Origin of the sequence: Deinococcus aerius (genome assembly GCF_002897375.1) — a bacterium.
Classification (GTDB): domain Bacteria; phylum Deinococcota; class Deinococci; order Deinococcales; family Deinococcaceae; genus Deinococcus; species Deinococcus aerius.
In genome coordinates, this window is record NZ_BFAG01000005.1 from 1 (window position 1) to 12,686 (window position 12,686).

15 protein-coding genes and 1 tRNA gene are annotated in these 12,686 nt (G+C 66.2%); 5 read left to right on the forward strand and 11 right to left on the reverse strand.

All coding sequences use genetic code 11. The features are described 5' to 3' along the window. Positions 1-118: 118 nt before the first annotated feature. The 3 genes from DAERI_RS08075 to DAERI_RS08085 all read right to left on the reverse strand — a co-directional run bounded on the left by DAERI_RS08075 (position 119) and on the right by DAERI_RS08085 (position 2,351). Positions 119-1,102, reverse strand: a complete 984-nt coding sequence (locus DAERI_RS08075; RefSeq protein WP_103128939.1) for a hypothetical protein — start codon at positions 1,100-1,102, stop codon at positions 119-121. Continuing rightward, positions 1,092-1,448 (reverse strand): hypothetical protein, encoded by a 357-nt coding sequence (locus tag DAERI_RS08080; RefSeq protein ID WP_103128940.1) that lies wholly within the window; start codon positions 1,446-1,448, stop codon positions 1,092-1,094. The genes DAERI_RS08075 and DAERI_RS08080 overlap by 11 nt, the downstream gene beginning before the upstream one ends. 678 nt (positions 1,449-2,126) lie before the next feature. Next, the gene (locus DAERI_RS08085; RefSeq protein WP_165794129.1) at positions 2,127-2,351 is read right to left on the reverse strand and encodes a helix-turn-helix domain-containing protein; all 225 of its coding nucleotides are present in this window, start codon (positions 2,349-2,351) and stop codon (positions 2,127-2,129) included. A gap of 263 nt (positions 2,352-2,614) precedes the next feature. Here DAERI_RS08085 and DAERI_RS08090 point away from each other — a divergent pair, with 263 nt between their 5' ends. Continuing rightward, entirely contained in the window at positions 2,615-2,794 is a 180-nt protein-coding gene (locus DAERI_RS08090) for a hypothetical protein (RefSeq protein ID WP_103128942.1), read from the forward strand. Positions 2,795-2,830: 36 nt separating this feature from the next. Here DAERI_RS08090 and DAERI_RS08095 read toward each other — a convergent pair whose 3' ends face one another. Next, positions 2,831-3,499 (reverse strand): hypothetical protein, encoded by a 669-nt coding sequence (locus tag DAERI_RS08095; RefSeq protein ID WP_103128943.1) that lies wholly within the window; start codon positions 3,497-3,499, stop codon positions 2,831-2,833. Between the two features lie 225 nt (positions 3,500-3,724). Then, complete coding sequence (locus DAERI_RS08100) at positions 3,725-3,934, reverse strand: hypothetical protein (RefSeq protein WP_103128944.1); 210 nt, start codon at positions 3,932-3,934, stop codon at positions 3,725-3,727. A 349-nt stretch (positions 3,935-4,283) separates the two neighbouring features. On the opposite strand from DAERI_RS08100, the gene DAERI_RS08105 reads away from it, so the two are divergent. Next, positions 4,284-6,623: an NPCBM/NEW2 domain-containing protein gene (locus DAERI_RS08105; RefSeq protein ID WP_103128945.1), complete on the forward strand. Its 2,340-nt coding sequence runs from the start codon at positions 4,284-4,286 to the stop codon at positions 6,621-6,623. Here the strand turns inward: DAERI_RS08105 and DAERI_RS08110 are convergent. Then, on the reverse strand, positions 6,620-7,417 hold the full coding sequence (locus tag DAERI_RS08110) for an IS5 family transposase (RefSeq protein ID WP_103128946.1): 798 nt from the start codon (positions 7,415-7,417) through the stop codon (positions 6,620-6,622). The two genes, DAERI_RS08105 and DAERI_RS08110, sit on opposite strands and share 4 nt — an antisense overlap. Before the next feature lie 298 nt (positions 7,418-7,715). Between DAERI_RS08110 and DAERI_RS08115 the strand changes: the two genes are divergently transcribed. Both DAERI_RS08115 and DAERI_RS08120 read left to right on the forward strand, forming a co-directional pair. Continuing rightward, a complete protein-coding gene (locus DAERI_RS08115; protein WP_103128947.1) occupies positions 7,716-8,510 on the forward strand; it encodes an IS5 family transposase in 795 nt (264 codons plus the stop codon). Between the two features lie 165 nt (positions 8,511-8,675). Next, a complete protein-coding gene (locus tag DAERI_RS08120) occupies positions 8,676-8,963 on the forward strand; it encodes a hypothetical protein (protein ID WP_103128948.1) in 288 nt (95 codons plus the stop codon). A gap of 102 nt (positions 8,964-9,065) precedes the next feature. Here the strand turns inward: DAERI_RS08120 and DAERI_RS08125 are convergent. Next, positions 9,066-9,142 (reverse strand) — tRNA-Pro (locus tag DAERI_RS08125). Positions 9,143-9,204: 62 nt separating this feature from the next. On the opposite strand from DAERI_RS08125, the gene DAERI_RS08130 reads away from it, so the two are divergent. Then, positions 9,205-10,455 carry an aminopeptidase gene (locus DAERI_RS08130; RefSeq protein WP_103128949.1) on the forward strand — a complete coding sequence of 417 codons (1,251 nt, stop codon included), beginning with the start codon at positions 9,205-9,207 and terminating at the stop codon, positions 10,453-10,455. 45 nt (positions 10,456-10,500) lie between these two features. Here the strand turns inward: DAERI_RS08130 and mgsA are convergent, their stop codons facing one another. The 4 genes from mgsA to DAERI_RS08150 form a co-directional block, all read right to left on the reverse strand. After that, a complete protein-coding gene (gene mgsA / locus DAERI_RS08135; protein WP_103128950.1) occupies positions 10,501-10,896 on the reverse strand; it encodes a methylglyoxal synthase in 396 nt (131 codons plus the stop codon). Continuing rightward, a complete protein-coding gene (locus DAERI_RS08140; RefSeq protein WP_235610304.1) occupies positions 10,893-11,801 on the reverse strand; it encodes an ROK family protein in 909 nt (302 codons plus the stop codon). The genes mgsA and DAERI_RS08140 overlap by 4 nt, the downstream gene beginning before the upstream one ends. Before the next feature lie 100 nt (positions 11,802-11,901). Beyond that, entirely contained in the window at positions 11,902-12,186 is a 285-nt protein-coding gene (locus DAERI_RS08145) for a hypothetical protein (protein WP_103128951.1), read from the reverse strand. Continuing rightward, positions 12,183-12,653 (reverse strand): acyl-CoA thioesterase, encoded by a 471-nt coding sequence (locus tag DAERI_RS08150; protein WP_103129155.1) that lies wholly within the window; start codon positions 12,651-12,653, stop codon positions 12,183-12,185. The genes DAERI_RS08145 and DAERI_RS08150 overlap by 4 nt, the downstream gene beginning before the upstream one ends. Positions 12,654-12,686 lie beyond the last annotated feature (33 nt).

The following is a 12,686-nucleotide window of genomic DNA, read 5'->3' on the forward strand; positions in this document are numbered from 1 at the left end:
TAGGTCACGTCACGCACCAGCGATGCGAGTACGCCCGGAACCCCAGAGGTTCCGGGCGTCTTCCTTTTTGCTGTCTCCTGCTGCTCGTGCTCGACCGAATTCGTCCGCACCTGCGTGTTCAGGGGGCTGTGGCCACTGTTGTGGGCGATGGGCCTGGTTCGGGTGCGTCCGTAAGCTGTTCGGGTGTCACGAGGACCCGGGCTTGCAGGCTCGTCACCTCGTACACCTCGGTCTTGCAGCCGTCGGCGCCGGTCATGGGGGGAACGACCGAGGCGAGGTACTGGATGCCCTTTTCCTGCTGAGTGGCGTTCGGCGTGACCACCTTCATGACCGTCACGGGAAGGCTCTGCTGGCCGTCGGTGTCCACCGTCGCGCAGGCGGCCAGCCCTTTCAGGGCCGCTTCCGAGGGCGCCGACCCAAGCAGGGTGATGCTGCCGGTTCTGGGGCCCTGCACGATGACGCCCTCGGGGAGAGGCGACTTCATCAGACGCAGCGCGTCCGCAAAGCCCACGGTGCCCACCCCGGCGAGCAGGACTCCGGCGGCGATCCAGACGGCGGCGCGCTGAAAGCCGTCGCTGGCCGCGCGGGTGCGGTACGCCTCCAGCCATTGCCACAGGCGCTGGCTGTGAAGGTTCATCCAGGAGGCCGCCTCCTTCATGGCGTCCGCATCGTCGCGCAGCCGGGCGGCGTTGAACCGGGCGACCTCGTCCTTGTATTCCTGCAAGAGTTCCGGCGCCGAGTTCCTGGGGAAAAAGCGCAGTGGATCGGGGCGCGAGTCCCGAAAAGCCCCATCCTGCGGCGCCGCCCGCAGCGAGGAGGCCCACCCCGAGGCGCCCAGAATAATGCTGACGCCCAGGATGACGAGCAGCAGGGACAGCTTGGCATGGTCGGCAATCCCCCCATCGGCGGTGGCGGGGGCCTTGACGTATTCGCCCAGGCTTAGGCCCGTGAAGACCACCGCCGCGATGCTCGTCAGGGCCGTGACCCAGCCGGTCAAGGTGCCCCGCAGGCGGGCGAGTACGTCCAGATTCGAGAAAACGCCCGTATTCGGCGCGCCGCCTTTTTGCCCGGTGCCCTGCTGATCTGCGGCCTTAGCGGTCATCGACATCTCCTCCCAGGTCGCCGCGCAGGGCGGCGGGGTAGAGCTGTTCGGGAAGCAGCGGCGCCGCACTGAATGGCACGGGGGGAACCGAATCAGACGGCTTGGGCTGCTCGTCCTTGCCCGGCAGAGGAGGTGGGGGGAGGACAGGCTGTTTCTCCCTGAACTCCACCTGCTGGTCGGGGTAATGCTGTTTGAACTCCTCGACAACCTGCCGCGCTGGGGCCTCCCACCCCCTGGGAAACACCACCCACCAGGTTGGCCCTATCCGGTCCACGTAACAACCCAGGGCCACGAGTTGCTGCCGCGCCGCTGCCCACGCCGCCTGCCTGCCGTCATCACCGCTCATGCTGCCCCTCCCCGGACCTTCCGGCCCGCAGCCGCAGGGTGCGCCGCGGACCATGACCGCCCCGTGACCGGAGGGACGCCTGACACCCCCTCCCGCATGACCGGGCGCCGGCGAAAATAGCCCGCTGCCCCCCGTTCCCGAATCGCAGCGGACCACCCGGCGTCTCTCTAGCGGCTCCCGAAGTTGTACGGGACCGACGGCTGCAAGGGGTAGGCGAAAGGTGGGGCGTTCCCGCAGAGTTCACCGGAGCCCGGCGGGCGCGTCGTTGTACATGCCCAGGCCCAAAGCTTCCCGCTGCGCGCGTATGGCGCGCCCTGGGTGTGCGGCACCGGAACAAGGTAAAAAAGAAAAAGTCCCTCCCGGAGGGGCTTTTTTGCTGGTCGAGGCGGCGAGATTTGAACTCACGACCCCTACCACCCTAATCTCATTCACCCCCTCGGTCGGGGCAGGTTAGGGCAGTTTTAATTTAAAACGTTTTCCTGCGTCCCGGCCAGCGGTCCAGAGATTTCGAAAAGGCTGGGGCGGATTAGAGAGGGTTGGCGTTGCTGCGAGTGTTGCTGCAACGCCAGGAAGCGGGCGCGAGCCCTTGACTCCAAGCCCCTTGACGCGCTGGTGTGGAGGCGCCCGGTCGGGCGACAGCGGCGGAGGTAGACGCTTGCAGGGCGGCCCGCCGCTGTCTCAGCCATCCTGTGCCCACTCCAGAACGTCCAACAACCCCAGGTCCTTGCCGGTAATCTTGCGGAGCGCCTTGATGATCAGGTCGAGGACCTCCAGGTCCGGGCGCTGTGTACTGCCCTCGTACATGGCCCGCAGCGTGTTCATCGCGACACCGGACTCCTTCTGGAGTGCGTAGCGCGTGATGTTGTGCGCGTCCATGGTGCCTTGCAACTTCCATCTCACCATCCCGGCAGTATGGAGTATGTTCATAGGTCGGATAGTATTAGACTATTAATAACATAGCAATACTCTGATACTATGGCGGTGTCAGAGAGGGGGCATACCGGCACCGGCAAGTAACGAGCGCCCCCTCCTGAAATCCTCATCCGCACCTGGAAGGCCGTCAACCTGCATACCGACTGCGGCGTGGTCCGCAAGGTCGCCACCCACATGTCACTCTTACCCGCGACGGCCAGGGCCACCTCAGCGCCACGGCGGGCGGCCGGACCATGGACTACCGCTACGCCACCTGGCTGCTCGACGAGGCCACCCGCACCGAGCTGCTGGAAGAGATCATCCTGCCCATCGGCAAGCCCGCCGCGTGCGCCCTCCACCGCAAGCTGGGCCTATGGGTTACCGCAGCGCCCAGCACTACGCCCTGGCCACCGAGGTCCTGGGCGTACCGGTGACCAGCTTGGCCGCGCTGACGACCGAGCAGGCCGCGCTCACCCGCGGTTACACCTACGGGCAGATGGGACGGGCCGCATGAACCGGCCCGTACTCTTCTGGGAGGCCAGGCGCATGGACGACGTGACCTGGAAGATCGTCGGGATGCAGGCCACCCGCAGTCGGGGCTGCGAGCCCACGCGCTCTACTGTCGAGGGCGTGCAGCCCGAGGCCATGACGGCAACAGGAACGGGCGGGGAGGTTGATCGGCTGGAACCGAGCCTCGACGGGTACTCCGCGCTCTTGTACGTCGAGCAGGACCTGAGGGACATGGGGGCGGTGGCCTGATACCGCGCCCCGACCTGGACGCCGCGCGAGCCGAGGCGCTCGCCGCCCTGGGCCGGGGTGCCGAGCGCACCCTGGAGCGGCTGGAGGCCGCCGGACTCAGGGTGGTCCGGCGGTCTGAGCTGGCTATTTCCGCCGCAGGCCGCCGCCTGATCGCGCAACTCGTCGGCGAGCGCCAGGGCCTCGGCGCGCTCCTCCTCGTGGGCGGCGCGGAGATGCGCGTCGGCGATCAACCGCCGGATCTCGGTGAGCGTGACGCGCGCCTTGTCGTCGCCGTCCGCCAGGAAGCAGTCCTTGCTGGTCCGGGTCACCGTCAGCCCCGCGGAGGCTGCCTGGGCGATCAGGCGGCGGCCTGCGGCGGCGGTCGTGATGGTCTTGGTCATAACGTGTTTCCTCCGTCACAGACGGCGTTTTTCGGCTCCTCGGATGTCTGTAGTCTGAAGGTCGGAGGTCGGGAAGTAAAGGACCTGAGTGTGCAAAAAGACCGTCTGGGACGCTCTGTTCGGTCTGCTTGAACATGCCGGGGGGCGCCAGACGCCGGGGACTCCTCCTCTTCTGCCGGGTCGATACTGACCCCGCCCTCGTGAAGAGCGTGGGGGTTCAACCCGTTACTTTGCCAGCCAGGTTTGAAGTTGTCGCCAACCGCCCCGCCCGTACCCGTCCGGCTCCTCGCCGCGGAGCAGCCGCCACTGCCAGCCGGACTCGTCGCGGATCATGGTGGCCCAGGCCCCGCTCGCCCGCTGGGTGTGGTAGAGCTGGCGCTCCTGGGTCTCGCTGTCAGTCGTCGGAAGGGGGCGTCCAGGCCGGAAATCGGTCACGAGGAACGAGGGTCAGGGAAATCGCGCGGTTTGGTGTAGAGGAGGCCAAGCACGTTCATGCAGATGTTGGCGATCGGGGAATACGCTGTCGGCACCTTCGGCGAACATCCTGATCAAGCTTTTCGGCGGTTAGGGAGCACCGCTGTTCGTACGACTTCCTGTCGACCTCGCTCGCCGCTGCTCGCAGCGTTGTGGAAGGGGACTAGGCTACAAATCGGTCTGCAGTCTTTCGGAACGCGGGCTTAATGATCTCTTGTTAAATTCAAGAAGTCACACTGAAGCGCAGTCTAAGGGTGATCTACAGTCGCTGGCTCCGGAGCGTCCTTTCCGTGGGGACAGAAAGAACAACATGAAGCTGCTGAATGTTGGCCGTCTCATTGCAGGCGCCTGCCTTACGCTTCTGCTTGCCTCTTGCGCTGGCCAATCTCCGGGGGCAGCCCCCCCGGAGGTTGACTCCTACGCCAACGACACGTCCTACCCCTGGGCGTATAACGCGCCTCCCGGTCCGCTGACGCCCCTCAGTCTCACCCCCGGCGAGAACAACCTGTACTACGAACCCATTCTTGCAGCCAGTAACAGCTGGGGTCCCATCGAGATCGACCGCAGCAACGGGGACCGCTACGCGGGCGACGGCCGGACCTTGACGCTGGATGGCAAGACGTACACTCGGGGCTATGGAACCCACGCGAGCAGCGAAATGCGGTTCAGCCTCAAGGGGACGGGAGCGGTCTGCACCCGCTTCACCGCGGACGTCGGAGTGGACGATGAGGTGGGAAACCGGGGCAGCGTGGCGTTCCAGGTCTACCTGGACGGCGTCAAGGCTTACGACTCCGGGACGATGACCGGAGCGAGTGCAACCAAGACGGTGGACCTGAACATTCGGGACAGGCAGGAGTTGCGTTTGGTCGTGACCAATGCGGGGGACGGCATCCACTATGACCACTCGGACTGGGCCAGTCCAAAGATCTTCTGCCAAGCGGTCAAACCGCCCGAGCCCCGCCTGATGGTCGTCATTGATCCTACCCTTCAACCGTCCGTGTCAGAACTACCCGGTTGGGACGGCGTAACGCCTCAACCCCTCGCCACCCTCGCTGGCGAGGACGGGGAACAGGCAGATTTCGTGGCGAACGCGTTGATTGTGAGTACGAATGAAGCTTCTGTTTTGCAAGGCTTTCTCAGTCGGTGGCAGGGCAAGATCCTGCGGACGATTGACGCGAGTGCCCTGGGTGTCCCGGACTTGCCTCGTCAATACCTCGTGCAGGTGAACTCGAGCGCGGCTGACCCTGCAACGTTGATTCCCACACTGCAGGCGCTGGATCCCAACGCTCAGGGAGCCCTACGAGTGTCCAGTCAGGAGGCTCTGCGTCTCCTGACGGTCGCCGCCCGGGAAGCGGCGCTCGGCCTGGTCGTGGGGATTGATGGGGTGGGACGCGCTGATACGTTCATGGACAAACAGTCGCTCGAGGCTCCCACTGGTCCGGGCAGCTACAGCCCGAATGCCTTCGACTGGAATTTCCTCAACACCGGAAGTACGCAGGATATTGGGGTGACCGAAGCGTGGCGGTTGCTGGAGGTCAAGGGCAAGTTGGGCAACAAGATCAACCTGGCGATTCTGGATGGGGGGTTCCGTATCAATCAGGACTTCCCAGAAGGCAACCTTGCCTCAGCGATTCCCGGTGTGCCTGCCGACCGTTCCCGGTTGGGCGGCTGCTCCGGAGGCTCTTGCCCGTGGCACGGCACCAGTGTGCTTCAGGCAGCCATGGCTGTCCCGGATAATGGCTTCGGTACCGCTGGCCCGGCTGGCCCCATCGCCAGATTCTGGGCGTGGTACGCCGTGGAATATGTCTCCCAAACGGAAGCCATGCTGCTCGCCCGGCTCAACGGTGTTCGCATCGTGAACATAAGCAACAGCCAGGGCGTGCCGTCCTATCTCACCTGGGCGCTTACTCCTTGGGATTTGACGACCCGTGCCCTACGCAGCAGCGGCCTTCTCATCTTTGCGTCCGCTGGGAACGAGGGCAAAGACGTGGATGCCCAGTACTGCCCACTGGGCATCTGCACCGGCATCGAGAAGACTTGGTTCTCGCCGTGCGAGAATAATGGTGTCATTTGTGTGGGCGGCCTAGCTGACAACTCAAAAAATCGCCGTAAGTCGTCGAATTATGGTGGAGAAGACGTAGACATTTTCGCTCCGTTCAGTGTCTTCATCGGACCCGATCCGGATCATCCATTGAATGCTGCGCGAGTGGAACGCGGCACCAGCCTCTCCTCCCCGTATGCCGCAGGGGTCGCCGCACTGATCTGGGCAGCCGATCCTTCACTCAGTGCGAACGAGGTCGAGCGAATCCTGTTAACCACGGCGCACCGGAGCCCCGACCGGCAGGTCCGCCGATACGTGAACGCCTTCGCCGCTGTGCAGCAAGTCCTTGGTCCCTTCCCCATGAATCGGCCACCCGTGGTCACCATTAAGAGTCCTCTTGCGGGGGCAGGGGTGCAACCAGATCAACCCGTGCTGTTGAGCGGGAGTGCAGTCGATCCGGAAGGTGCAGGAGTGGTGAGTTACGCTTGGGAAGTGACGTTCAAAGACATGAGTGGCCAGAGTGTCACCAAGTGGGTTGGTCAGGACCCGGAAATGATGTGGGTTCCGCAGTCGACCCTTCCCATCCCTAGAGGCTGCCAAGGACGTTAGGCAAAAAGAGGCTTGAGGTTGTGACAGAGCAGAACGCAGGCGGCCAGGAAATGGAATCCGACCAGCGTGGACGGCAAACGCTCCAAATCGCGTCCCAGCCGTCGGAACCGTGACAACCATGCAAAGGAGCGTTCCACCACCCAACGGCGTGGCAGCAGGATAAAGCCCTTGGTCGCCTCCGGGCGTTTGACCACCACCAGCTCCACGCCCGCCTCAGTGGCCTGTCGGGCGGTCTGCTCTCCCGTATAGCCCTGATCCACGAACGCCACCTCAACGTTCACGCCGGTGGCTTCCTGCACCTCCAGGCACAGGTCTTTGACCTGTGCCCTGTCCTGCTCATGGGCCGGGGTCGTCAACACCGCCAGGAGATGACCCAGGGTGTCTACGGCCAGATGCACCTTGGTGCCCTTGCGCTTTTTCGCGCCATCAAACCCCGCGCGGTGGCCGCTCTCGGGCGTGCTTTGCAGCGTGCGGCTGTCGATGATGATGGCCGTCGGCTCCCCGTTTCTGGACCGCTCGACGCGGGAGAGCACCCGCAGGTCGTGGGCGGCGTTTTCGAAGCACCCGGCCTCAAACCAGCGGTGCGCCTGTTGGCACACCGTCTCCGCTGGGGGAAAATCGTGGGGGAGGTAGGCCCACTGTGCCCCGGTGCGGGCCACCCACAGCAGGGCATTCAAAACCTCTCGGATGCTGTATTTCCGCTGCCTTGCATCCTCGGGACTGAGCAGCAGGTACGGAAGCAGGAAGAGATACGTGTCGTCGTCCACGTCGCTGGGATAGCCTCGCCGGGTCACCCACTCATTCTGCCCTGTCCAAACTCTCGCCCTGGAAGTTCAACCTTGTTCTTGGCAGCCTCTAGCCCCACTGAGGATTGCGAATTCGTATTGCCCTTCAACCTGACCTTGAAGGCAACAGACCCTGAAGGACTGGAAGGTTTGAAAACCATTCCCATGACAGTCGGCCGAATTTGTTGAGGTGAAGGTCGTGATTGCAAAATGGCGGGCTCCAAGCGATGTTGAAGACGGGTCTAGAGGCTGCCAAGGACAGGTTTGAAGTCACTGGTCAGAACTCTGGAGCGAGCAGAATGAAGGGGTGACCCGGCGAGGCTACCCCAGCGATGCGGACGACGACACGTACCTCTTCCTCCCGTACCTGCTGCTCAGCCCTGAAGACGCACGACAGCGGGAATATGCAGTCCGGGAGGTGCTGAATGCGTTGGGCTGGGTCGCTCGCACGGGGGCACCGTGGGCCTACCTCCCCCACGATTTTCCCCCAGCGGAGACGGTGTGCCAACAGGCGCACCGCTGGTTTGAGGCCGGGTGCTTCGAAAACGCCGCCCACGACCTGCGGGTGCTCTCCCGCGTCGAGCGGTCCAGAAACGGGGAGCCGACGGCCATCATCATCGACAGCCGCACGCTGCAAAGCACGCCCGAGAGCGGCCACCGCGCGGGGTTTGATGGCGCGAAAAAGCGCAAGGGCACCAAGGTGCATCTGGCCGTAGACACCCTGGGTCATCTCCTGGCGGTGTTGACGACCCCGGCCCATGAGCAGGACAGGGCACAGGTCAAAGACCTGTGCCTGGAGGTGCAGGAAGCCACCGGCGTGAACGTTGAGGTGGCGTTCGTGGATCAGGGCTATACGGGAGAGCGGACTGCCCTGGAGGCGACCGAGGCGGGCGTGGACCTGGTGGTGGTGAAACGCCCGGGGGCGACCAAGGGCTTCATCCTGCTGCCGCGACGCTGGGTCGTGGAACGCTCCTTTGCCTGGTTGTCACGCTTCAGGAGCTTGGGACGGGACCTCGAACGCTTGCCGTCCACGCTGGTCGGCTTCCATTTCCTGGCCGCCGGCGTTCTGCTCTGTAACAACCCCAACCCCCTGTTTGCGTAGGGTGGTTGGCGGCTTCTAGCGTCTCGGCACAGGCGTTCAGTCCTCTAGACAGGAGTGACTTCGTAAGCCACCTCTGCATTGGGGTGAACGCCGAGAGCCGGACCAGGAGGCAAGGTACTTCGCCCCCGTCAGCCCGTAGGCTGGTTACACCGCGAAGGAGCCCGTATGCCCGGACTCACCCACAGCCGTGAGTTCAAGTTGGAGATCGTGAACCAGGTGAAGAGTGGTCAGAAGACCACCGCGCAGCTCAGCCGCGAGGACAGCCCCGCGCCCAGCATGAACCAGGGCCTGGACCCCAAGGCCCTCGCCGACCGCCTCGGTCATGCCCACGCGAGCACGGCCCTGGACGTGTATGGCCACGTCTTCGAGGAGCAGCGCGAACGGGCTGCCCTCAGCCTGCACGACCTGCTGAAGGACCGGGGAGAGGCCCAACCGGCCACCCTGCCGAACTGAGCCCCGAAAACACAGTTGCTGCACCGGTTGCTGCTCGGCCCAACGGGGAGTGTCCTGCTGCATTCGGGGAAAAGAAAAAACCCGCTCTCAGAGCGGGTTTGCTGGTCGAGGCGGCGAGATTTGAACTCACGACCCCTACCACCCCAAGGTAGTGCGCTACCAGGCTGCGCTACGCCTCGACGGCCAGCCACAGAACTATAGACGGCGTCCCCGGCTTCGTCAAGGGTGAGGGTCAGGGCGTATGCTGCGCCCCGTGACCAGTTTGAGTTTCGAGGAGAGGCTGCGTAACTACGCGCGGCTGGCGGTGCGAGTCGGTCTGGGTGTGCGCGAAGGGCAGCGCGTGCTGGTACAGGCGCCGGTGGAGACGGCCCCGCTGGCCCGCCTCGTCGTGCGGGAGGCCTACGCGGCGGGCGCGAGCTTTGTGGACGTGCGCTGGGACGACGACGACGTGCAGCTCGCCCGCTTCAGCCTGGGGCCCGAGGGATCCTTCGAGCAGATCAGCCGGTGGCGGGTGGACGCCGAGCTGGAGACGGCGGAGGCGGGCGGCGCGGTGATCGCTATTCGGGCGACAAATCCCAACCTGCTGGCGAACGTGGACCCGGCCCGGGTGACGACCCACCAGCGGGCGCTGGCCGCCTACCGCAAGCCCTACATGGGGCAGGTGATGACCAACAGCCTGAACTGGAACCTGATCTCCGCCCCCGTCCCCGAGTGGTCCGAGCTGATGTTCCCCGGTGTTTCCCGAGAGGAGGCTGTCCAGAAGCAGTGGGACGCGATCTTCGCCGCCACCCGGGCGGATCAGCCCGACCCGGTGGCGGCGTGGACGCAACACCTCGCGGACCTCAAGCGGCGCCGGGACCTCCTGACGGAAAAGCAGTACGCGGCGCTGCACTTCAAGGGGGGCGAGACCGACCTCACCGTGGGCCTGGCCGACGACCATATCTGGGGCGGCGGGGCGGCGGACACCCCCTCCGGCATCACCTTCACGGCGAACATCCCCACCGAGGAGGTCTGGACCGCCCCGCACCGCGAGCGGGTGGACGGCGCGGTCGTGAGTACCAAGCCGCTCTCGTACAACGGCGTGCTCATCGAGGGCATCCGCATCCGCTTCGAGGGCGGGCGTGTCGTCGAGGCGACGGCGCGCCAGGGTCAGGAGACGCTGCGCCAGATGATCGACACCGACGAGGGCAGCCACCGCCTGGGTGAGGTCGCGCTGGTGCCGCACTCCAGCCCGATCAGCCGCTCCGGGCTGTTCTTCTTCAACACGCTTTACGACGAGAACGCGGCCTCCCATATCGCCATCGGCAGCGCGTACCGCTTCAATGTGCGCGGCGGCGTGGAGATGACGACCGAGGAATTCGCCGCGAAGGGCGGCAACGACTCCCTCACCCACGTGGACTGGATGATCGGCTCGGGCGAGATGGACGTGGACGGGATCACGAAGTCGGGCGAGCGCGAGCCGGTGATGCGCGCGGGCGAGTTCGTGATCTGAGGGGGAAAGAGGAGGGGGCCTGCAATGAACGCCGCAGGCCCCCTCCTATCCCTGCTTCTCCAGCCACAGCACCAGCGCCTCCGCGCTCGCCGGGTTGGTGGCGAGGGGGATGTCGTGCACGTCGCACAGCCGCACCAGGGCGGACACGTCGGGCTCGTGGGGCTGGGCGGTGAGGGGGTCACGGAAGAAGAAGACGGCCAGGACGCGCTCCTCGGAGATGCGGGCGCCGATCTGCTGGTCGCCGCCCATCGGGCCGGAGAGGACCCGCTCGACCGTGAGGCCCGTCTTCTGGGCCAGGATGCCCCCCGTCGTGCCGGTGGCGACGAGGTGAAAGCGGCTCAGCACTTCACGGTGGCTCAGGGCGAAGAGGGCGAGTTCGAGCTTCTTGCGGTCGTGGGCGATCAGGGCGACCTGTCGCCGGTCCGCGGGGGGGCTGGTCACGCGCCTTCCTGCTGCGCCGCGAGCGCCGCCCCGATGACCCCCGCCTCCGTCCCGAGCTGCGCGCGGCGGATGGTGACGGGGGCAAAGGACCCGGCGTACTCGTCCGCCGCCGCCTGCACGCCCTGGAAGAACAGGTCCCCCACGCTGGCGACACCTCCGCCGATCACGAACACCTCCGGGTCGAGGAACTTCTGGATGTCGGCGAGCGCCACGCCGATATGCCGCAGCGCCTGGTGGACGACCCGCCCGGCGACCGGGTGGCCCTGCGCGGCGAGGGCAAAGGCCTCGGCGGTGCTTACCTCGCGGTTCAGGGCGTAGCTCGCGTCGCGGGCGATGGCGGTGCCGCTGGCGAGGGCCTCCAGCGCCCCGTCCAGCCCCGCGCCGCTCACCGGGCCGCCCGGCATGACGGTCACGTGCCCGAGTTCCCCCGCGATGCCGTGCCGCCCCCGCCAGATGCGGCCGTTCAGCACGATGCCCGAGCCGATGCCGGTGCTGACCGTCACGTACACGCTGCTCTCCGTGCCGCGCGCCGCGCCCAGGTACGCCTCGGCGAGCGCGGCAGCCTTCGCGTCGTTCTCCAGCACCACACGCTGGCCCAGGCGGTCGCGCAGGCCGTCCACCAGCGGCACGTCGGTGAAGCCGTAGATGTTCGGCGCGAACTTCACCCGGGTGCGCTCCATGTTCAGGGGGCCGGGCACGCCCACGCCGACCCGCGCGGCGTCGGGGTGCGTGGCCTGGAGCGTCGCCACCTGCGCGGCGATGGCGTCGAGGACGGCCTCCCAGCCCGTTTCGGGGGTGGGCTGGACATGCCGGTCGTGGAGCTCGCCGCCCCGCAGGACCCCGGTGGCGATCTTGGTTCCGCCCACGTCCACGCCGATGCTGACCTGTTCTGCCGTTTGCGTCACTCTGGTTGCCTCCAAGTCACTGCCCACGTCGTCCCCGCCCGGAACTGCTTCCGAACGTGAGTTTCTGTCGTTCCGGCCCGCACTGTAGCCCGGCGCCCCGTCAGGAAGGTTCCTCCCTGTCTTCCCCGCCCTCCAGCAGGGCGAGGGCCTCGGCGAGCTGGACTTCCGGCACATACAGGCCCACGTCGCCCATGTAGCCCCCGGTCTCGATCTCGATGACCGGGCTGCCCATCGCCCACTGGAAGGGGGTGCGGACCACGCTCACCACACCGCCCGCCGAGAGGGTGCGCCGCCAGCCCTCGGCGAGCAGCCGGGGCAGGGTGCCCAGCCGCACCCACACGTCGCCCTGGTACAGCACCCGGTCGTCGTACTCGGCGCGGCTCATCCGGGAACACCCCCGCTGGGCACGACGAGGAGCGGCGCGAAGGCCGAGCGCACCCGCTCGGGCAGGGGCTCGGGGCGGTGATCGGCGTCCACCCGGACCTGCACGGTGCGGGCGTAGGCGCTGGGCTCCCCGTCGGCCAGCAGGCGCGAGGCCACCGTCCAGCTCGTGCGGCCCACCCGCTCGACGAGGGACTCGACCTCGACCGCCTGGCCCCAGCGCACCTCGCGGCGGTAGTCGAGTTCCAGGCGGGCGATCACCGAGTGGTCGTCCTGCTCCCGCACGCCCAGGTCGCGCATCAGGATCACCCGTGAGGTTTCGAGGTACTGCACGTACACGGCGTTGTTCAGGTGCCCCATCGCGTCGATGTCGCCGTAGCGCATCTGGATGGGGGTGCGGTGCGCGCGGGACCAGTCGAGGCCAGCCAGGGCTGCTGCCCCGCCCCGGGAACCGGAGTCGTTGCCACTCATGCGGCCCATTATGGGGGGCAGGCTTCACACGCC

Excerpts from the sequence above, each read along its gene's own strand:
- DAERI_RS08075 (WP_103128939.1), bottom strand. The coding sequence starts at position 1,102 with ATGACCGCTAAGGCCGCAGATCAGCAGGGCACCGGGCAAAAAGGCGGC.
- DAERI_RS08080 (WP_103128940.1), bottom strand. The coding sequence starts at position 1,448 with ATGAGCGGTGATGACGGCAGGCAGGCGGCGTGGGCAGCGGCGCGGCAG.
- DAERI_RS08085 (WP_165794129.1), bottom strand. The coding sequence starts at position 2,351 with ATGGTGAGATGGAAGTTGCAAGGCACCATGGACGCGCACAACATCACG.
- DAERI_RS08090 (WP_103128942.1), top strand. The coding sequence starts at position 2,615 with ATGGACTACCGCTACGCCACCTGGCTGCTCGACGAGGCCACCCGCACC.
- DAERI_RS08095 (WP_103128943.1), bottom strand. The coding sequence starts at position 3,499 with ATGACCAAGACCATCACGACCGCCGCCGCAGGCCGCCGCCTGATCGCC.
- DAERI_RS08105 (WP_103128945.1), top strand. The coding sequence starts at position 4,284 with ATGAAGCTGCTGAATGTTGGCCGTCTCATTGCAGGCGCCTGCCTTACG.
- DAERI_RS08120 (WP_103128948.1), top strand. The coding sequence starts at position 8,676 with ATGCCCGGACTCACCCACAGCCGTGAGTTCAAGTTGGAGATCGTGAAC.
- DAERI_RS08130 (WP_103128949.1), top strand. The coding sequence starts at position 9,205 with ATGCTGCGCCCCGTGACCAGTTTGAGTTTCGAGGAGAGGCTGCGTAAC.
- DAERI_RS08145 (WP_103128951.1), bottom strand. The coding sequence starts at position 12,186 with ATGAGCCGCGCCGAGTACGACGACCGGGTGCTGTACCAGGGCGACGTG.
- DAERI_RS08150 (WP_103129155.1), bottom strand. The coding sequence starts at position 12,653 with ATGAGTGGCAACGACTCCGGTTCCCGGGGCGGGGCAGCAGCCCTGGCT.